Origin of the sequence: Xanthomonas sp. 4461, from assembly GCF_024806475.1 — a bacterium.
Classification (GTDB): domain Bacteria; phylum Pseudomonadota; class Gammaproteobacteria; order Xanthomonadales; family Xanthomonadaceae; genus Xanthomonas; species Xanthomonas arboricola_F.
Genome location: NZ_JANTYV010000002.1, coordinates 407047 through 427126, shown reverse-complemented (window position 1 = coordinate 427126; position 20080 = coordinate 407047). Strand labels below are relative to the sequence as shown.

The 20080-nt window shown below is 66.1% G+C and carries 14 protein-coding genes, 1 other RNA gene and 1 pseudogene; 1 reads left to right on the top strand and 15 read right to left on the bottom strand.

Annotated features, from left to right (window positions below):
- Positions 1-52: 52 nt before the first annotated feature.
- From FHY19_RS09600 to FHY19_RS09545, 12 genes and pseudogenes are all read right to left on the bottom strand, one after another.
- Positions 53-1822 (bottom strand): ABC transporter transmembrane domain-containing protein, encoded by a 1770-nt coding sequence (locus FHY19_RS09600; protein WP_259165325.1) that lies wholly within the window; start codon positions 1820-1822, stop codon positions 53-55.
- Positions 1819-2421: a YigZ family protein gene (locus FHY19_RS09595; RefSeq protein ID WP_259165316.1), complete on the bottom strand. Its 603-nt coding sequence runs from the start codon at positions 2419-2421 to the stop codon at positions 1819-1821. The genes FHY19_RS09600 and FHY19_RS09595 overlap by 4 nt, the downstream gene beginning before the upstream one ends.
- Positions 2422-2626: 205 nt before the next feature.
- A complete protein-coding gene (locus FHY19_RS09590; protein WP_259165313.1) occupies positions 2627-3220 on the bottom strand; it encodes a TIGR00730 family Rossman fold protein in 594 nt (197 codons plus the stop codon).
- A 153-nt stretch (positions 3221-3373) separates the two neighbouring features.
- Positions 3374-4810: a dihydrolipoyl dehydrogenase gene (gene lpdA / locus FHY19_RS09585; RefSeq protein ID WP_259165304.1), complete on the bottom strand. Its 1437-nt coding sequence runs from the start codon at positions 4808-4810 to the stop codon at positions 3374-3376.
- A 147-nt stretch (positions 4811-4957) separates the two neighbouring features.
- Complete coding sequence (gene sucB, locus FHY19_RS09580) at positions 4958-6172, bottom strand: dihydrolipoyllysine-residue succinyltransferase (RefSeq protein ID WP_259165293.1); 1215 nt, start codon at positions 6170-6172, stop codon at positions 4958-4960.
- A 42-nt stretch (positions 6173-6214) separates the two neighbouring features.
- Positions 6215-9118 (bottom strand): 2-oxoglutarate dehydrogenase E1 component, encoded by a 2904-nt coding sequence (locus FHY19_RS09575; protein WP_259165286.1) that lies wholly within the window; start codon positions 9116-9118, stop codon positions 6215-6217.
- 105 nt (positions 9119-9223) lie between these two features.
- Positions 9224-10156 (bottom strand): GNAT family N-acetyltransferase, encoded by a 933-nt coding sequence (locus tag FHY19_RS09570; RefSeq protein ID WP_259165279.1) that lies wholly within the window; start codon positions 10154-10156, stop codon positions 9224-9226.
- An 80-nt stretch (positions 10157-10236) separates the two neighbouring features.
- Positions 10237-11613: pseudogene (locus FHY19_RS09565) on the bottom strand (cupin domain-containing protein); the annotation flags it as partial.
- A gap of 672 nt (positions 11614-12285) precedes the next feature.
- Complete coding sequence (locus FHY19_RS09560; RefSeq protein WP_259165277.1) at positions 12286-12786, bottom strand: DUF3060 domain-containing protein; 501 nt, start codon at positions 12784-12786, stop codon at positions 12286-12288.
- A 238-nt stretch (positions 12787-13024) separates the two neighbouring features.
- Positions 13025-13097, bottom strand: a non-coding RNA gene (locus FHY19_RS09555) — sX9 sRNA.
- 161 nt (positions 13098-13258) lie between these two features.
- Positions 13259-14626: an adenylosuccinate lyase gene (purB, locus tag FHY19_RS09550; RefSeq protein WP_259153614.1), complete on the bottom strand. Its 1368-nt coding sequence runs from the start codon at positions 14624-14626 to the stop codon at positions 13259-13261.
- Between the two features lie 36 nt (positions 14627-14662).
- On the bottom strand, positions 14663-15985 hold the full coding sequence (locus FHY19_RS09545) for a hemolysin family protein (protein WP_259153615.1): 1323 nt from the start codon (positions 15983-15985) through the stop codon (positions 14663-14665).
- 287 nt (positions 15986-16272) lie between these two features.
- On the opposite strand from FHY19_RS09545, the gene FHY19_RS09540 reads away from it, so the two are divergent.
- Entirely contained in the window at positions 16273-17679 is a 1407-nt protein-coding gene (locus FHY19_RS09540; protein ID WP_259165276.1) for a class II fumarate hydratase, read from the top strand.
- Between the two features lie 133 nt (positions 17680-17812).
- Here FHY19_RS09540 and FHY19_RS09535 read toward each other — a convergent pair whose 3' ends face one another.
- The 3 genes from FHY19_RS09535 to FHY19_RS09525 form a co-directional block, all read right to left on the bottom strand.
- The gene (locus tag FHY19_RS09535; RefSeq protein WP_259153623.1) at positions 17813-18235 is read right to left on the bottom strand and encodes a hypothetical protein; all 423 of its coding nucleotides are present in this window, start codon (positions 18233-18235) and stop codon (positions 17813-17815) included.
- Between the two features lie 452 nt (positions 18236-18687).
- Positions 18688-19218 carry a YggN family protein gene (locus FHY19_RS09530; protein WP_259166362.1) on the bottom strand — a complete coding sequence of 177 codons (531 nt, stop codon included), beginning with the start codon at positions 19216-19218 and terminating at the stop codon, positions 18688-18690.
- Positions 19219-19252: 34 nt separating this feature from the next.
- The gene (locus FHY19_RS09525; protein ID WP_259165274.1) at positions 19253-20077 is read right to left on the bottom strand and encodes a DUF4097 domain-containing protein; all 825 of its coding nucleotides are present in this window, start codon (positions 20075-20077) and stop codon (positions 19253-19255) included.
- Positions 20078-20080: the final 3 nt, after the last annotated feature.

Sequence of the window (20080 nt, the reverse complement as noted above, 5' to 3'; positions counted from 1 at the left end):
CGGGCCGGGCCGGTGCGCGGGCGCGTGGCCCGCAGCGGGCATCAACCAGCGGTCATTGATCGATGAATTGCAGCCGCGCCAGCTCGGCATACAGGCCGCCTTCGGCGATCAACTGCGCATGCGTGCCCTGCGCCACGATGCGGCCGGCATCCATCACCACGATGCGGTCGGCCTTGAGCACGGTTGCCAGGCGGTGCGCGATGACCAGGGTGGTGCGCCCCTGCATCAGCCGGTCCAGTGCCTGCTGCACGGCGCGCTCGCTCTGCGCGTCCAGTGCGCTGGTGGCTTCGTCCAGCAGCAGGATCGGCGCGTCCTTGAGCAATGCACGTGCGATCGCCACGCGCTGCTGCTGGCCGCCGGACAGGCGCGTCCCGCGCTCGCCCAGTTCGCTGGCGTAGCCTTGGGGCAGGGCGCGAATGAACCCGTCCGCCTCTGCCGCTGCCGCTGCCGCTTCCACCTCGGCATCGCTGGCCTGCAGGCGGCCATAGCGGATGTTGTCGGCGGCGCTGGCGGCGAACAGGGTGGGTTGCTGCGGGACCAGCGCGATGTTCTCGCGCAGGCGCACCGGGTCGGTCTGGCGCAGGTCCACCTCGTCGATGCGGACGCTGCCGCTGGCCGGGTCGTGGAAGCGCAGCAGCATCGCCAGCACCGTGCTCTTGCCGGCGCCGGACGGGCCGACCAGGGCAACGGTCTCGCCCGGGCTGACGTGCAGGTCGAAGCCGTCCAGCGCCGGTGCGTCGGGGCGCTGCGGATAATGGAATGCCACCTGGTCGAAATGGATCGCTCCGCGTAACGGCTGCGGCAACGGCGTCGGGGTGGCCGGTGCAACGATCGCCGATTCTTCGTCGAGCAGTTCGCCAACCCGGCCCATGCCGCCTGCGGCGCGCTGCAACTCGTTCCACACCTCCGCCAGTGCGCCCACCGAACCGCCGCCGATCAGCGCATACAGCACGAACTGGCCCAGCGTGCCGGGTGTCATGCGCCCGGACACCACGTCGTGTGCGCCCAGCCACAGCACGCCCACGATGGCACCGAAAATCAGCATGATCGCGATGGCGGTCACGCCGGCCTGGGTGCGGATCCGCAGCCGCGCGGTATCGATCGCCGCAAACAAGGCCTGGCTGAAACGCTGGCTTTCGTAACGCTCGCGCGCATGCGCCTGCACGGTGCGTACCGCACCAAGCGTTTCGGCCGCCAGCGTATTGGCATCGGCCACGCGGTCCTGGCTGGCGCGCGAAATCTTTTGCAACCGGCGCGCACCCAGCACGATCGGAAGCACCGCCAGCGGAATGCCGATCATCGTGAATCCGGCCAGGCGCGGGCTGGTGACGAACAACATCACCATGCTGCCGATCACTGTCACCGAGCTACGCAACGCCACCGACATGGTGGTGCCGATCAGCCCGCGCAGCAGTTCGCTGTCGGCCGACAGTCGCGACACCAGCTCGCCGCTGCGGCTGCGATCATGAAAGCCGGCATCCAGCCCGATCAGGTGCGCATACAGGCGGCCGCGCAGATCGGCGACGACCTTTTCGCCCAGCAAGGCCACGAAGTAAAAGCGCGCTGCGGTCGCCAGGGCCAGCACCACCGCCACCACAAACAACAGCGCAAAGGCCTGGTTGATCTGCGTGCCGCCGGAGAAGCCGTGATCGATCATGCGCTTGACCGCGGCCGGCAGGCTCAACGTGGCTGCCGAAGACACCGCAAGTGCGATCAGCCAGGCGGCGAACAGGCCTCGCTGACGTTGCACGAAGGGCCACAAGGTGCGCAGGCTGCCAAGCTTCCGCAATGGGTTGGGCCTGGCGGCGGCTGGCTGATTCATGCGGCTTCCGGTGTTGAGAGATGGACACGATTGCGAGTGGCGTCGCACAGACGGCTTTTCAAGCCGGCAAGCTGATCGGCAGGCAGTTGCACGCGCAGCGCTGCGCCTTGCGCGTGGAAGTGTTCGTCCAGCTTGTCGACATGGAATGCGGCAAGCGCCGCGTGCACCAGGCCCAGATCGTCGAACTGGCATTGCAGGTCGAGCAGGGTCAACGCGACCAGCGGTCGCCGCGTGGCCAGGCGCAGGCATTCGGCAGCGGTACCGCCGTAAGCGCGCACCAGCCCGCCGGCACCGAGCTTGATCCCGCCATACCAGCGCGTCACCACCACCACCACGCGATCGAAGCCTTGGCCATCGATGGCGGCCAGAATCGGCCGCCCGGCAGTGCCGCTGGGCTCGCCATCGTCGCTGGAACGGTACTCCTGCCCGAACCGGTAGGCCCAGCAGTTATGCGTGGCGTCCGGCACCGACACGCGCTGCACGATCTCCAGCGCCTGCGCGGAAGAATCGAGTGCAGCAGCATGGGCCAGAAAGCGACTGTGCTTGATGTCCAGGCTATGGTGCGCGTCAGCGGCGAGGGTATCGAGCATCGCCGCCATTCTATGCGAGGCAGCGGTGCCGGTTGCGGCAGTCAGCGTGACTGCCGTTGCAAGCTCGCAGACCGGGGCATTCGGGACGAGGTGCGTCTTGGCGATGCAACGTTGCCGTGCGTCGGACGTTGGCTAATGACATCGCGCCTGGCGGGTATGCGCGCGCCAGCAGGAAGCGGCGCGTCCAAGTCCGCGCAAGGCCGGCAAATCCTGATTACACCAGCGTGGAACGGCGCTTCTCGTCGATCCACTTGGACGCCTGGGCCGGCGTGTAGTGCTGCATCCACTCCAGCATCTGCGCCATGTCGTCGCCGTACCACAGGTCGGCGCGTTGATCCGGATGCAGGAACCGCTCTTCCACCATCCGATCGATCATGCCGATCAGCTGTGCATAGAACCCTGCGATATCCAGGAAGGCGCACGGCTTGTTGCCGATGCCCAGCTGGCGCCAGGTCAGCATCTCGAAGATCTCTTCCATGGTGCCGAAGCCGCCGGGCAGGGCGACGAAGGCATCGGACAGCTCGAACATGCGCATCTTGCGCTCATGCATCGAGCCGACGATTTCCAGCGTGGTCAGCCCGCGATGCGCCACTTCCCAATCGGCCAGCTGCTGCGGAATCACCCCGGTGACTTCACCACCGGCGGCCAGCACCGCGTTGGCCACCGTCCCCATCAAGCCGACGTTGCCGCCGCCATAGACCAAGCGCAGGCCCTGCTTGGCGATGCGATCGCCCAGCGCCATGGCGCGCTCGACGTAGACGGGTTTGTTGCCGGCATTGGAGCCGCAGTAGACGCAGATGCTTTTCATGGGAACGGGAATCGGGAGTTGGGAATAGGGAATGGGTCGAAGCAAAGCGGAAGCCGGAACGCATGACGCCGGACCTAGGTCCGGCGTCAGCGTGAAGAGCGAGGTGATGGGAACGCTCTTACGATTCCCAATTCCCCACTCCCGATTCCCGGCTTAATTGGCCTTATGAATCGCGCGCTTGCTCACCGCCATCGCGGCGTCGTGGATCGCTTCGGACAGGGTTGGATGCGCGTGGCAGATACGTGCCAGGTCGTCGGCCGAGCCGTTGAACTCCATCGTCAGCACGCCTTCGTGCACCAGCTCGGAGACACCCACGCCCACCAGGTGCATGCCCAGCACGCGGTCGGTTTCGGCATCGGCGATCACCTTGACGAAGCCGGCCGGCTCGCCCATGGCCACCGCGCGGCCGATCGCCGCGAACGGGAAGCTGCCGGCCTTGTAGGCGACGCCCTCGGCCTTGAGCTGCTGCTCGGTCTTGCCGACCCAGGCAATCTCCGGCTCGGTGTAGATGACCCACGGAATGGTGTCGAAGTTGACGTGACCGGGCAGGCCGGCGATCAGCTCGGCCACCGCGATGCCTTCCTCGAAGCCCTTGTGCGCCAGCATCGGGCCGCGCACGCAGTCGCCGATGGCCCACACGCCGTCGACGCCGGTATGGCAATGGCCATCGACTTCGATCTGACCGCGGTCGGTCACCTTGACGCCGGTGCCGTCAGCCAGCAGGTTCTTGGTCGCAGCCTTGCGGCCCACGGCCACCAGCAGCTTGTCCACGGTCAGGGTCTGCTCGCCGGCGCTGTCGGTGTAGCTGAGCACCACCTGCTTGGCATCACCGCTACCGGTGATCTCGGTCTTGCTGACCTTGGCGCCCAGTTTGATGTCCAGGCCCTGCTTCTTGAATTCCTTCAGCGCGGTCTTGGCCACTTCGGCATCGGCCAGGGCCAGGAAGTCCGGCAACGCTTCGAGGATGGTGACCTCGGCGCCCAGGCGCTTCCACACGCTGCCCAGTTCCAGGCCGATCACGCCGGCGCCGATCACGGCCAGGCGCTTGGGCACGGCGGTGAAGTCCAGGCCGCCGACGTTGTCGACGATGGTGTCGCCATCGAACTTGGCAAACGGCAGTTCGATCGATTCCGAGCCGGCCGCCAGGATCACGTTGGTGCCCTTGAGCTCGATCTCGCCGCCTTCGTGCTGGGCGACCTTGACGACGTTGCCCGGCAGCAGCTGGCCGAAGCCGTAGTACGGGGTGATCTTGTTGGCCTTGAACAGCATCGCGATGCCGCCGGTGAACTGCTTCACGATCTTGTCCTTGCGGCCGATCATGGTGGGCACGTCCATCTTCGCGTCGTTGAAGCTGATGCCGTGGTCGCCGAACAGGTGGCCCATGTTCCAGAACTGGCGCGAGGAGTCCAGCAGCGCCTTGGACGGAATGCAGCCCACGCGCAGGCAGGTGCCGCCCAGTGCGGGCTTGCCGTCCTTGCCGAGTGCGGCGTCGATGCAGGCGACCTTCATGCCCAGCTGGGCCGCGCGAATCGCCGCGTGATAGCCGGCCGGACCGGCACCGATGACGACGACGTCGAATTGTTCGCTCATTTCATTTGCTCACGGGAATGGGGAGTAGGGAATGGGGATATCGCAACAGCGCATGCGCCGCTCGCGTCCCATCCGAGTCAAGGCGGGAATGGAGCGGTCGGTGGGCGTTTCTCCCATTCCCGAATCTCCATTCCCGATTCCCGGCTCTTACAGACCGAACAACATCCGGCCCGGGTTTTCCAGCTGATTCTTGATGTCGACCAGGAACTGCACCGAATCCTTGCCGTCGATGATGCGATGGTCGTAGGACAGCGCCAGATACATCATCGGCGCGATCACGACCTGGCCGTTCTCGGCGATCGGACGTTCCTTGATCGCGTGCATGCCCAGGATGGCGCTCTGCGGCGGGTTGATGATCGGGGTCGACAGCAGCGAGCCGAAGGTGCCGCCGTTGGTGATGGTGAAGGTGCCGCCCTGCAGATCGTCCAGGCCCAGCTTGCCGGCGCGCGCCTTGGCGGCGTAGTCGGCGATGCCCTGCTCGACGTCGGCGAACGACTGGCGCTCGACGTTACGCAGCACCGGCGTGACCAGGCCCTTGTCGGTGGACACGGCGATCGAGATATCGCTGTAGCCGTGATAGATGATGTCGTCGCCGTCGATCGAGGCGTTGACCAGCGGGAAGCGCTGCAGCGCGTTGGCGGCAGCCTTGACGAAGAAGCTCATGAAGCCGAGCTTGATGCCGTGCGCCTTCTGGAACTCGTCCTGCAGTTCCTTGCGCGCGGCCGATACCTTGGCCAGGTTCACTTCGTTGAAGGTGGTCAGCATCGCGGTGGAGTTCTTGGACTCCATCAGGCGCTTGGCGATGGTCTTGCGCACGCGGGTCATCGCCACGCGCTCTTCCGGGCGGGCGCCGGATGCCTTGCCCACGCCGCCGGCCTTGGCGAAGTTGACGATGTCTTCCTTGGTCACTGCGCCACGACGGCCGGTGCCCTCGACCTGGGCCGGGTCCACGCCCTGGGTGATCGCGGCAAAACGCGCACCCGGAGGCAGCGCATCGGCAGCGGACTTGGAGGAAGCGGCAGGCGCAGCGGCGGCAGCCGGGGCCGGCGCTGCGGCCGGGGCAGCAGTGGCCGGAGCCGGTGCATCGGCCTTCTTCTCTTCGGCAGGAGCGGCGGCGGCAACGGCGCCTTCTTCGATGATCGCCAGGATCTGGTTGCTGGTGACCGTGCTGCCGGCTTCGAACTTGATTTCCTTCAGTACGCCGTCGACCGGCGAAGGAACTTCCAACACGACCTTGTCGGTTTCCAGGTCGACCAGATTCTCGTCGCGCTTGACCGCTTCACCGGCCTTCTTGTGCCAGCTGGCGATGGTGGCGTCGGAAACGGATTCGGGCAGTACCGGAACTTTGACTTCGGTGGCCATTCGGGGAGCGTCCTAGGGTTTTCGTTCTTTGGGGAAGAGGAGTTATTCAGCGACTTGGTCGTTGAACGGATTGAGGAGCGCATCGGCGACCAGCTTCTGCTGTTCGACGATGTGGTCGGCCATGTGGCCGGCGGCAGGCGAGGGCGAACGGGCACGGCCGGCGTAGTGCAGGCTCTGGCCGCTGGCCAGGCAGAAGTTCAGATGGTGGCGGATCTGATACCACGCACCCTGGTTCTGCGGTTCTTCCTGGCACCACACCACGTCGGTGGCATTGGCATAGGCCTTGAGCTCGGCGGCCAGCTGCGCACGCGGGAACGGATACAGCTGCTCCACGCGCAGGATGGCGACGTCGTCCTGGCCACGCTTGGTCTGGTCTTCGAGCAGGTCGTAATAGACCTTGCCCGAGCACAGCACCACGCGCTTGACCTTGCCGGCATCGGCCTTGGCGTCGGGAATCAGATGCTGGAACTGCCCTTCGGCCAGTTCTTCCAGGCTCGACACCGCCAGCTTGTGGCGCAGCAGCGACTTGGGCGTCATCACCACCAGCGGCTTGCGGGTGGTCATGCGCATCTGCCGGCGGATCATGTGGAAGCACTGCGCCGGGGTGGTCGGCACGCACACCAGCATGTTCTCCAGCGCGCACAGCTGCAGGAAGCGCTCTAGACGCGCGGAGCTGTGCTCCGGGCCCTGGCCTTCATAGCCGTGCGGCAGGAACAGCGACAGGCCCGCGATGCGGCCCCACTTGGCTTCGCCGGCGGCGATGAACTGGTCGATCACCACCTGCGCGCCGTTGGCGAAATCGCCGAACTGCGCTTCCCAGATGCACAGCGCATTCGGGTCGGTGGTGGAGTAGCCGTATTCGAAGCCCATCACCGCTTCTTCGCTGAGCAGCGAGTCGATGATGGTGGCGTCTTCCGGGTTTTCGACCAGTTGACGCAGCGGCAGGTAGTAGTTGTCGTTCTTCTGGTCATGCAGGATCGCGTGACGGTGGAAGAACGTGCCGCGACCGGCGTCCTGGCCGACCAGACGCAGCTTGTGGCCTTCGGCCAGCAGCGTGGCGTAAGCCAGGTTCTCGGCAAAGCCCCAGTCGCCCAGCTGCTCGCCTGCGGCCATCTTGACGCGGTCGTCGTAGATCTTGCCGACGCGTGCATGCAACTCGACGCCTTCCGGAATCGTGGTGATCAGCTTGGCCAGACGATCCAGCTGCTCGCGCTTGACGCGGGTGTCCACCGGATCGGCGGCGGTGCCGACCAGGTACTTGGACCAATCGATCGCAAATTCGTCCGGCTTGCGCTTGGCCAGTTCGGTGGTGTACTCGCCCGAATCCAGCTTGTTGCGGTAGCCGTCGACCAACGCCTTGGCCTCGTCTGCGCTCAGCACGCCGTCGCTTTCCAGCTTGGCGGCGTACAGCTCGCGGGTGGTCTTGTGCTTGCGGATGGTCTGGTACATCACCGGCTGGGTCGCGGCCGGCTCGTCGGCCTCGTTATGGCCCCAACGGCGGTAGCAGACCAGGTCGATGACCACGTCCTTCTTGAACTGCTGGCGGAATTCATAGGCCAGCTTGGACACGAACATCACCGCATCCGGGTCGTCGCCGTTCACGTGGAAGACCGGCGCGCCGATCATCTTGGCCACGTCGGTGCAGTACAGCGTGGAACGGGCATCGTCGCGCGTGCTGGTGGTGAAGCCGATCTGGTTGTTGACAACGATGTGCACGGTGCCGCCGACCGCGAAACCGCGCGCCTGCGACATCTGGAACAGCTCCATCACCACGCCCTGGCCGGCGAATGCGGCATCGCCGTGGATCAGGATCGGCAGCACGGTCTTGCGCTCGGCATCGCCGAAGCGCTCCTGGCGCGACCGCACGCTGCCGACCACGACCGGGTCGACGATTTCCAGGTGCGAGGGGTTGAACGCCAGCGCCAGATGCACCTGGTTGCTGTCGCCCACGGCGATATCTGCCGAGAAGCCCATGTGGTACTTGACGTCGCCGGTGTGCGCGCGGTCGTCGTGGGCGTGCTCGAACTTGCCTTCGAATTCGTCAAACAGCTTGCGCGGGTTCTTGCCCAGCGTATTGACCAGCACGTTGAGGCGGCCGCGGTGGGCCATGCCGATCACGATGTCCTTGACCTGGTCCTTGCCGGACTGGTGGATGATCGCGTCCATCATCGGAATCAGCGCATCGCCGCCTTCCAGCGAGAAGCGCTTCTGGCCGACGTACTTGGTGTGCAGGTAGCGCTCCAGGCCTTCGGCGGCGGTGAGCCGCTCCAGCGTGCGCTTGCGGCTGGCCGCGTCGCCGGCGATCTTGCCGCCGGCATCTTCCAGGCGCTTGTAGATCCACTGACGCTGGTCGAATTCCTGGATGTGCATGAACTCTGCGCCGATGGTGCTGGCGTAGGTCGCCTTCAACCTGGCCAGCAGGTCCTTCAGCTTCATCCGCGGCTGGCCACCGACGCCGCCGGTGCTGAACTCGCTGTCCATGTCGGCCTGCGACAGGCTGTGGAACGGCAGGTCCAGATCGGGCGGATTGACCGGCGGGGTGAGCCCCAGCGGATCGAGCTGCGCGCCAAGGTGGCCACGCGCACGATAAGCGGTAATCAGGCGGCCGACGTTGCGCTCGCGCTCGTCACTGGAGCCTGCGCCGGTCCCTGCATTGGCGGCTTGCCTGGACGCGCTGAGGATGTGGGCGATGGCCGCCGAGTGCGGGACATCACCGGCATCGCGACCTTTGAAGCCGTCGAAGTACGTCTTCCACTTCGGATCGACACTGTCCGGGGCGACGAGGTACTGCTCGTACAGATCCTCGATGTAGGCGGCGTTGCCGCCGGCGAGCTGCGATGACTGCGCGAACTGCTTTAGGAGATTATCCACGATGGTAAGTCGGGTCTGCTGTGGGGATGATTGTGCGGAAGCGGCAGGGCGAGTTGCCCTATCGGTCGGTCTCAAATCTCGAAAAATTATACCCCCTTGCGCTTGTGAGGGGGCGTCTGCGAGCTGACCGGCGGGGTAGACCAATTGGCCGGGCGCCTACGCGCAAGGGGCGCTGCGGCGTCAGATGCCGAGTGCGCGCGGTTCGTTCCAGAGCGTGCTGCGCTCCCATATCTGCGCGAATTCGCGCTCCAGCTGGCGGCTGCGGGCCGCACCGGACAACCAGGTTTCGCCATCGTCGTAGCGATGACCTGTTGGACGAAAGTAGTAGGCGTCGTCACCGACCAGGTAAGCCGCCGCATAGCTGGTATCGACCGGATCGCTGACCGCGCGGAACCGGAACACGCTGGGCAGGCGCTGGGCCAGGCGCAGCATTGCGCTGCTGCTGGCAGTGGCGCTGGCGGTGTCCTGCACCAGCACCTGCACGCGCTTGTCGTGGCGTGCAGTGGCGAAGCGGCGCAGCGCATCGAGCACGGCGGGGTTGTCGAACAACGGCGGGTCCAGTGCGCGGGTGTAGATCAGCACCTGCCGGCGTGCGCTGCTGAGCAGGCCGGTGGTGGCGGCCAGGGCCGCGGCGAGATCGTCCACCGCCATCGGGCCATCGAGCCGGCGATGCACGGGCTTGCCTGGCGCAGCGCCGGCATCGGCAGTGCGCCCATGCGAAGAATGCGGAAGTAACCCGGGGAGGAAGCCCAGGCGTGCGAACACCGCCTCGGCGCTTGCGGTGACGCGGGCGTGCAGGCTGGGCCAGCCCCGCTGGGTGGCGGCATCCACCGCTGCGGCAAGCAGGTGGTCGGACAGGCCGCGACGCCGCCAGTCCGGCACCAGGCCGAGCCGATCGATGCGGCGATCCGGCGTCACCCGCACCGAGGCGACCAGGTGGCCGTCATCGGTGCGCGCGGCCAAGTGCAGGCTGAGCGGGTCCAGCGCATCCCAATCGGCCTCGTGGACGATGTCCGCGATCTCGGTCGTGCAGGCCTGCCGCAGTGCACGCAGGGCCGCGGCATCGGATGCCGGGTCCAGCGAGACGATCTGCGGCCGGCTGTGCGGGCTCATGCGCGCTCCGGGGTCTCTGCGTCGTTGCCGTCTTCGGCAATATCCGAGGCCTCGGTGCCGTCATCCGAGTCCTGGCTGATGTCGACGAGTTCGGCCGGGGTGTCTGCCTCGTCCGCCACCGCTTCGACATCGGCCTCGGTATCGATGGCCTCGTCTGCGTCCGTGCGATCGTCGTCGTCCTGATCGTCGTGGTGGTCGGCCGACACCGTGAGCGCGTGCGCCTGCTCGTCGTCGATGTCTTCGTGCGCGTCGTCAAGGGCGCGCTGGTAGTGGCCTTGCGCCAGCAGCTCCAGGACCACTTCGCGGCCGCGGGCAGTCAGCTGCGCATAAAGCCCGCCATCGATCTCTTCGGCCGCCGCCAGGCGCGCCGCGTCCTTGGCCGACAATGCGAATTCCAGTCCGCTGCAGAACAGCGTGGCACCGCGCTTGGCGCGCCGCCAGGCCAGCCGCGACCAGGGGTGGCGGTACAGCACCACGCCTTCTTCCAGCGCCTGTTCGACCGCTTCGCGCGGGATCGGCTCGGGCGCCGGCACCACGTCGCCGGAGGCGCGGTAGGTGGTCATGAAGCGGCCGAACCAGTCGCCCAGTCGATCGGGGTCGTTCATGCGCAGCGCATTGAGCGCTTCGACCACGCGGTTCATCGCGGTGACGTCGATCTCGTATGGATCGGCCGGCACCTTGAGGTCTTCGTCGTGGTAGCGCACGGCCTCGTCGGCATCGGCGATCAGGGTGTCCAGGTAATCGCCGATCAGCTCGGCCGAGGAGGGCGCGCGGGTGCCGATCGAGAAGGTCAGGCAGGCGTCTTCTGCCACGCCGTGATGCGGTAGCAGCGGCGGCAGGTACAGCATGTCGCCCGGACCCAGCACCCAGTCGTGGGTCGGCTTGAACTCGCGCAGCAGCTTGATGTCGACGTCGTCGCGGAACGCCTGAGGCGTGGGCTTGCGGCCTTGCGAGGTGCGGGCGTCGATCTGCCAGCGGCGATGGCCCTGGCCCTGCAGCAGGAACACGTCGTAGTGATCGACATGCGCGCCGACCGAGCCGCCGGTGGCGGCGAAGCTGATCATGATGTCGTCGATGCGCCAGCGCGGCAGGAAGCGGAACTGGTCCAGCAATGCGCGCACGTCGGCGTCCCACTTGTCCACGTCCTGCACCAACAGCGTCCAATCGCGATCGGGCAGGCCGGGGAAGTCGGTCTCCTGGAACGGGCCGGTACGCACGCTCCAGTCGTCGGTGGCGCGGTCGTGGCTGATCAGGCGCGCCAGCACGCCATCCTCGCAGGCCAGCCCGGCCAGGTCTTCCGGCTGCAGCGGCGAGACGAAGTCCGCGAAGGCATTGCGGATCAGCAGTGGGTGCTTGTGCCAGTAGGTGCGCAGGAAGCGCTCCACCGGCATGCCCAGCGGCTGACCCGGACGGGCCTGGACTTCGATGACGGGAGGGTTTGCCTTGCGTGCAGCCATGGGGAGTCCTTGCAGATGTCGATGGGATGCTGGGGCGCGGCAGTGCCGGCGCAGATGCTCCATTGTCCGATGCCTGCGCCGGATCTGCACGTGCGCGCGAGGCTGGCGACAGGCCATGCTTCAGGGACGTGGTGGTTCGGCCTGCGCGGCGCGGGAGAATGCTCCGGATGGCGGTCACCTCACCCAGTTCCATAGTGCTGTGCGGGCGGCAACAGCGTGCCTGCCTTGGGGGCCGATGACGAGGTGCGTCGGCTGCTTCGCGGCCAAGGCCGCTCCTACGGAAGCGGGGCGGGCCGGACCATGGGGTAGCAGGTCACGCGCTGCGAGGCGCGTCACTTTCGGGGTTGCCGCTGACGCCGCCCGACAGGCTGCAGTTGGCGATGCTGTCATCGACGTGTACGCCGCAATGCAGCCCGCATCAAGGTTGAGCGGACGAGACACTGCCTTGTGTGATCGTACGCGGCACCGTCAAGCGCGCCGTAGCGCTATTGGCGGCGCGGCGACCGTAAGTGCCGCGGCTCGGGCCGTGATGGCGTCCCGGGTGGCGCGTTCGTGGCCCGCGCCGGCTGACAAAGATGACGAGCACCCGGCACGCACGGCGCTCCATGCGTGCGTCATCCGCAATCTTGCTGCCTTGCCTTGCGAAGGCTGCGCTAGCGCACCGTCGCGGCCTCACATCACCTTGTTGCCGCTGCCGCGGTCATCCAGCGAGGGTTTGCTGGACGGGTTGACCGTGTTGTCGTTGCCGGAAAAACGGACCTGCTTGATCTCACGCGCCAGCACCAGGTTCTTGTTGCCCTGGATGTCCACGCTGTCGACATTGGTCAGATTGAGCGTGTTGTCATGGCCGATGATGCTGAGCTCGCCAAGCTGCTTGTTGAGGACGGTGAAGTTGCTGCCTTCCACGCGGATGCTGCGTGCGTTGTCCAGATTCATCGCACCGCGCGAGGCGGTGATGGTCACCGTGCCGCAGTTGCCGTGCAGGATCCACTCGCTGTCGTCGCGGGTCAGGCGCACATCCTTGCCATCGCAATCGGCGCCGCTGGCCGGGTCGGTCACTGTGGACGAGACGGCCGATACCGCCTGGGCCGCCGGGCCGTCGGCACCGCAGCCGCCCAGTGCGACGATGCTGGACAGGGCAAACAGCGACGCGATACTCCGAACTGCACGCATGGATGGTCCCTCGCTTGGATGAGGCCGGCACCATAGCAGTCACGCCGGGAAGCGTCGTTGACACCGGCTCGACGCCTGGGGATTGCCGGCACATCCGGCCGCGCATCCCGTTCAGAACAGGGGCGCAGGCGCGGGGATCCATGGCACATCAGCAACGGCCGCGCCTGCCTGGCGCGGTGGCGCCGGTGGTTTTATCCGCGGGGAGCGACCGACAGGCCCTAGCGAGCGGCCTTGGATCAGCAAACAAACGTAACGAGCAGGCGCCGGGGGGATGGATGGCGTGGAGCAACCGGAGTGTGCGAGTGGTACCTGCCGCACCGAGCCGCGGTCCCGCCCGCCTTGCGTCTGCACTTGAGCTTTGTCGGCCGCTCTCAGGGCGCGCACGAAAACCGGAAGCGACCAGTGGCGCATGCCGACTCCGTGCACCGCCCGCATGCGGACGGTGGTTGTGCAGCAGTTCGGTTGGCCGTGCCTAGATCGCGCGCGCCAGCTGCTCTGCCAGACCGGTGTAGCCGCCTGGGGTGAGCGTACGCAGGCGCTGCTTGTCCTCTTCGGGCAGCTGCAGGCTTTCCACGAAGGCCTGCATCGAGGCGGCGGTGATGCCGTGGCCGCGCGTCAATGCCTTCAATTGTTCGTAGGGGTTGGGCAGGCCGTGGCGGCGCATCACCGTCTGCACGGCTTCGGCCAGCACTTCCCAGGCGGCGTCCAGGTCGGCATCCAGGCGCTGCGGATTGACGGTCAGCTTGCCCAGGCCCTTGGCCAGCGAATCCAGCGCCACCTGGGTGTGGCCGAACGCGGTACCGAGCGCGCGCAGCACGGTGGAGTCGGTGAGATCGCGCTGCCAGCGGCTGATCGGCAGCTTGGCGGAAAAATGTTCGAACAGCGCGTTGGCGATGCCGAAATTGCCTTCGGCATTTTCGAAGTCGATCGGGTTGACCTTGTGCGGCATGGTCGATGAGCCGACTTCGCCTTCCTTGAGCTTCTGCTTGAAGTAGCCGAGCGAGATGTAGCCCCAGATGTCGCGCGACAGGTCGATCAGGATGGTATTGGCGCGGCGGCTGGCGTCGCCGATTTCGGCCACGTTGTCGTGCGGCTCGATCTGGGTGGTGTACGGGTTGAACACCAGGCCCAGGCTCTCCACGAAACGCTGCGCGAATGCGGCCCAGTCCAGCTGTGGGTACGACACCAGGTGCGCGTTGTAGTTGCCCACCGCGCCGTTGATCTTGCCGGTCAGCTCGACCGCGGCGATCTGCTTGCGCTGGCGCTCCAGGCGCGCGACCACGTTGGCGATTTCCTTGCCCAGCGTGGTGGGCGAGGCGGTCTGGCCATGCGTGCGCGAGAGCATCGGCTGGCCGGCCTGGGTGTGGGCGAGGGTGCGCAGCGTGGCGGTGATGCCGTCCAGCGTGGGCAGCAGTACCTCGCGGCGCGCCTGTTCCAGCATCAGGCCGTAGCTGAGGTTGTTGATGTCCTCGCTGGTGCACGCAAAGTGCACAAATTCCAGCGCCGGGCCAAGCTCGGCATCGTCCTTGAGCTGTTCCTTGATGAAGTACTCCACCGCCTTGACGTCATGATTGGTGGTGCGCTCGATCTGCTTGACGCGTGCGGCGTGGGTCACGCTGAAGTCGTCGGCCAGTGCGCGCAGGCGCTGGCTGGCGGCGGGCGAAAACGGCGCTAGCTCGGCGATGCCCGGCTCGGCGGCCAGGGCCAGCAGCCATTCGATCTCGACCTTGACCCGCGCCTTGATCAGGCCGTATTCGGAGAAGATCGGGCGCAGCGCATCCACTTTGGAAGCGTAGCGGCCGTCGAGCGGGGACAGGGCGAGCAGGGCGGAATCCGACATGGGCAGGGCACTGGGAGGCTGGCGGGGGTGCGTATTCTACGCCGCCCCGGCGCCGGCTTCGCCGATCGGCCGTACCGTGATCGCCTGGATCCGGTGCCCGGCCATGCGCCGCACCGTCAGTGCATGGCCGTCCAGCTCCAGGGTCTCGCCTTCTTCGGGCAGCCGCTGCAGCCGGTGCACGATCAGCCCGCCGACCGAATTGACATGGTCCGGGGCGCTCAGGTCCTGGCCCAGCAAGCGTTCCAGGCGAAAGATCGAGGTGCTTCCGGCCACCAGCAACGAGCCGTCCTGGCCGCGCACCGGGGCGTCGCGCACCACATGGCGATGTTCGTCCTCGATCTCGCCAACCACCACTTCCAGCAGGTCTTCCAGGGTGAAGAAGCCCAGGATGCGGCCCTGGTCCTCCACGCACAGCGCCAGATGGGTGGTGCCGGTGCGGAACTGCTCCAGCGCGCTGGGGATCGGGGTTTCCAGGGTCAGCAGGGTGGCCGGGCGCAGCAGCGGGCGCAGATCGTCCAGGTCCTGGCCGCGTGCCATCGCCACCAGCAGATCCTTGGTGTGCAGGATACCCAGCACCTGTTCGCCATCGGCCTCGAACCAGGGGTAGCGGCTGTAGCGCGATTCGCTGAACTCGGCCAGCACCGCCTCCAGGTTCATGCCTTCGCGCAGGCTGCGCAGGTGCTCGCGGGGCCGCATCAGGTCGCCGGCAACCAGATCCGGCAGTTCCAGCGCATGGCTCATCAGCGCCAGCCCATGATCGGCGGTAGCTGCGTTCGGGTCCTGGCGGCCGACGATCAGCTTGAGTTCCTCGCGCGAATAACGGTGCGACTGGTGCTCCACATCGCCCCATCCCAGCATGCGCAGCAGCCGGTTGGCGCTGGTATTGAGCACCCAGATTGCCGGATACATCAGCCAGTAGAAGACATACAACGGCGCGGCAGTCCACAACGACATGCGCTCCGGGCGACGGATCGCCATGGTCTTGGGCGCCAGCTCGCCCAGCACGATGTGCAGGAACGAGATCAGGCTGAAGGCGATCGCCAGGGCGGTGAACTGCGCCGCGTCCTCGGACATGCCCAGCACATCGAACAACGGCTGCAGCAGATGCGCGAAGGCCGGCTCGCCGACCCAACCCAACCCGAGCGATGCCAGGGTGATGCCAAGCTGGCAGGCCGACAGATACGCATCCAGATGCGCGTGTACCCCCAGCAGCAAGCGCCCGCGCCAGCCATGGGTCTGTGCCAGCCCCACCGCCTGCGTGTGCCGCAGCTTGACCAGAGCGAATTCGGCCGCAACGAAGAATCCGTTCAACAGCACCAGCAGCAGCGCGACGATCAACAGCAGCACATTACCGAGCATCGTCGCCTCCACGCGGTGCAGCGGCGGCGGGTGAGCCCATCAACGCAGGGATATGCGTGGTGGCGTGGTGTGCAGCGAAACAGAACGCAGGCAGTGCGTTTCTACAGTCAGGGTCGTCGCCCATGGCGGCGTGGTACCTCGTATGGATCAGCGCTGAGTCTAGTCCACGCGCCGCGATGACATCGTTGCAACGCTGCCAGCGAGTATCGTAATGGCCCTCGCCAGCGTGGGTGCGCCCGCTGCCAGCCATTGCGTCACCACAATCCAACAATGTGCGGAGAATGCAGATGAGCGAACGTTTCAGGACCGAACACGACAGCATGGGCCAATTGCAGGTGCCTGCCGACGCCTTGTGGGGCGCGCAGACCCAGCGCGCCGTGCAGAATTTTCCGGTGTCCGGCCAGCCGATGCCGCGCGGTTTCATTCGCGCGCTGGGCTTGATCAAGGCCGCCGCTGCCGGTGTCAATGCCGAGCTCGGGCTACTGCCCAAGTCGATCGGCAAGACCGTGCAGGAGGCGGCATTGCAGGTGGCCGACGGCACGCACGATGCGCAATTTCCGATCGATGTGTACCAGACCGGTTCGGGCACCTCGTCCAACATGAATGCCAACGAGGTGATCGCCACCCTGGCCACGCGCGCCGGCAAGGACGCGGTGCATCCCAACGATCACGTCAATCTGGGGCAGAGTTCCAACGATGTGGTGCCCACCGCGATTCGCGTGTCGGCACTGCTCGCGGTGCAGGAACACCTGCAGCCGGCGCTCAAGCACCTGCGCAAGACCATCGACAAGCGCGCCAAGTCGCTGGACAAGATCGTCAAGACCGGCCGCACGCATCTGATGGATGCGATGCCGCTGACGTTCGGGCAGGAATTCGGCGCCTGGTCTGCGCAATTGAGTTCGGCGCAGGACCGGCTGGACGATTCGCTCAAGCGGCTGCGCCGTCTGCCGCTGGGTGGTACCGCCATCGGTACCGGCATCAATGCCGACCCACGCTTCGGCGGCAAGGTGGCCAAGGCATTGTCGGGCCTGAGCAAGGTCAAGTTCGAAAGTGCGGACAACAAGTTTGAAGGCCTGGCCGCACAGGACGATGCGGTGGAGTTGTCCGGTCAGCTCAATGCGCTGGCCGTGGCGTTGATCAAGATCGCCAACGACCTGCGCTGGATGAACGCCGGCCCATTGGCAGGCCTGGGCGAGATCGAATTGCCGGCGCTGCAGCCGGGCAGCTCGATCATGCCGGGCAAGGTCAACCCGGTAATTCCGGAAGCCACCGTGATGGCGTGCGCGCAGGTCATCGGCCACCACACCGCGATCACCGTGGCGGGGCAGACCGGTAACTTCCAGTTGAACGTGACGCTGCCATTGATCGCCTACAACCTGCTGGATTCGATCACCTTGCTGGGCAACGTATCGCGCCTGCTGGCCGATACCGCCATCGCCGGCTTGAAGGTGCGCCAGGACCGCGTGCGCGAGGCATTGGACCGCAACCCGATCCTGGTCACTGCACTCAACCCGATCATCGGCTACGAGAAAGCCGCCGCGATCGCCAAACGTGCCTACAAGGAACAGCGGCCGGTGCTGGAGGTGGCGCTGGAAGACAGCGGGCTCAGCGAAGCGGACCTGCGCCGTTTGCTGGATCCTGCTGCACTGACGCGTGGTGGCATCCAGGCCGGCAGCAGTGGCGGCGGTGGCTGATCACTAACAGCATGTGCATGTAGGAGCGCACTGGTGCGCGATGAAGCCTTCCCGATAAGGCCCCATCGCGCACCAGTGCGCTCCTACACGGTCTCGCGCCAGTTTACGGTTTTGTGCGGCCTTGGCCGGCGACTCAGTGCCGCTCGGCCTGCACGTTGCCGAAGCTCTCGCGATACGGTTGCAGCGACGGGATCTCGTCCAGCAATTCGCCGCTGAGCTTCTGAATCTCCGGCGTGGCGGTCAGCTTGATCGACTTGTACTCCGGGTCCGGGCCAGCGTCGTTGACGGCCTGTTGGCGCAGCATCTGCAGATGCCCGAACAGCAACTGCAGCTTGGCGCGGGTCGGTTCCTTCTGCGGCAACGCGATGTCGTCGATCTTGAGCGTACCGTCGGGCGTGATTTCCGCATTGGCAGCCGGCGGGCGGCGGATCATCACCGATTGCGTGGTGATGGCGACACGCGGCTTGCCGCGTTCGGCGCGGCGGGACGACTGGTCGCCACAGGCGGCAAGGGTGCACAGCAGCAACGCCATGCAGAGCATCACGAACTTGTTCATGGGGTCGATGATCGGGGAGAGCGCGTTAGTGTAATCCCGCGCGGGTCTGCGAATCGTCGCAGACGCGATGCCTGGGGGCTGACAAAATGTCGCAGGGTGATGCGTGAGATATGCTGGCGAGCGGGCCAGGTCCTGCCGCGATGCGGGTGCTTGTTTCCGACGCCATCGCACGCCGTCATGCCTGGCGAAGGTCAATCGAGGCAGGCGCAGGTAACGCTGCGCAGGAGGCATCCCTCCGTCTTTACCAGTCGATCGCTGCCATTGGCAATTGACGCAAGGCCCATGCCTCACCGCCGACAGGCATGGATCCGACGCGATCATCATGGGTGGATACGGCAGGGGGGCAAACGCGGCGGCACCGATCTCGCCGCTGGGTGTGCACCCGCCAGGTGCACACCCGACCAAGGTCCGCGGCAGTGGCGCAACGCGTGACGTGTAAGCCGCAGCCGCAATCAGTTACGGCAGTCGTCGATATCTTTCTGCGTCAGGTTGGCGTATGGCCCGAACTCCGGCACCACGCGAGTGGCGGCGTCCTGCGCAGTGCGCAGCTTGTCTAGCTGGTCGCAGATCAGCATGGTTTTTTGTTTGAAGGTCTCCGCCTCGGCCTCGATCTTGTCGCCGATCTGGTCAGGGTTGCCACTGAGCACGCCCTTGAGCGCTTCACCGGCCGCATGAGCGCCGAATGCAGCGCCTTGGGTGCCGATATCGATGCCCTTCGCGGCAACCCCCTGGATCTGCGTGTAGACGCTGCGCATCGCCAGCTGCTGCGCAGCGTTCAAGGCGACCGGCTTGCCATCGATGCTGAGCGCGCCGTCCGCGCCGACGGTGGCTGCAGGCAGGCCGTCACGCTTGAGCGTCACGCTCTTGCCATTGAAGGTCACGCCACCGCCGTTGGCCTGGGCCGATACGTCGACGGTAGGCTCGGACTTGCCGCAACCGACCAGCAGAACGCTTGCCAACACCGCGAAAATCAACAGTTTCATCAGGAGTTCCCCTTTCAAATGGTCAATGACGCAATTACTGTTGGGTCGGCACGCGGGTGTTGCCGGCAACATCGCTGACGTCGATATCGCCGCTGCCCTTGCGCGCAACGCTGACGTCGCCGCGCACCTTGTGCACACTCAGGGCGCCGGAGTTGACCGCTTCCACGCCGACATCGCCTTGCACATCGTCGATGTCCACATCGCCGGAGCCGATCGTGCCTAACTTGACGTTGCCTGCAACGCCGCGCAGCTTGACGTCACCCGAACCGACCTTGCCGATCTCGGCCGCGCCACGTATCTGCGTGGCCTTGAGATCGCCCGAGCCGACCGCCAGCACGCGCAGCGACCCCATGTCTTCCAGCTCGATATCGCCGGAACCGACCTTGGCGGTGACCCGGCCCTTGGTGCGGCGGATGGCCATGTCGCCGGAACCGACATCGGCACTGACCGCAGCAGCGCCACTGATCTCGGCATCACCGGAGCCGACGTCGAATTGCACCAGGAGCGAGTCCGGCACGCTGCCGCGCAGGTCCAGGTAGGAGTAGCTGTCGCCGATGGAGATGCGCAGCGGGCGATCATCAGCCAGCGTCACCACCAGCTTGTCGCCGTCGCGCTTCTGGGTGACGGTCAGGCCCTTGAGCAGATCGGCCCTGGCAGCACAGGCGCGGCCGCCAAGACGCCCGCTGTTGCCCGGCGCAGCGTCCAGATGCAGATCGTTGGAGGCGACCTCGAACAGCACCGACTTCACTCCGCTCAGCTTCAGCTCCAGGCTGCGCGGTTCGGAAAATTTGCATTGCTCCTCGGCAGACGCAGCGCCAGGCAGTGCGAACAGGATGGCCAGGGTCAAAGGCAGGCGCATGGG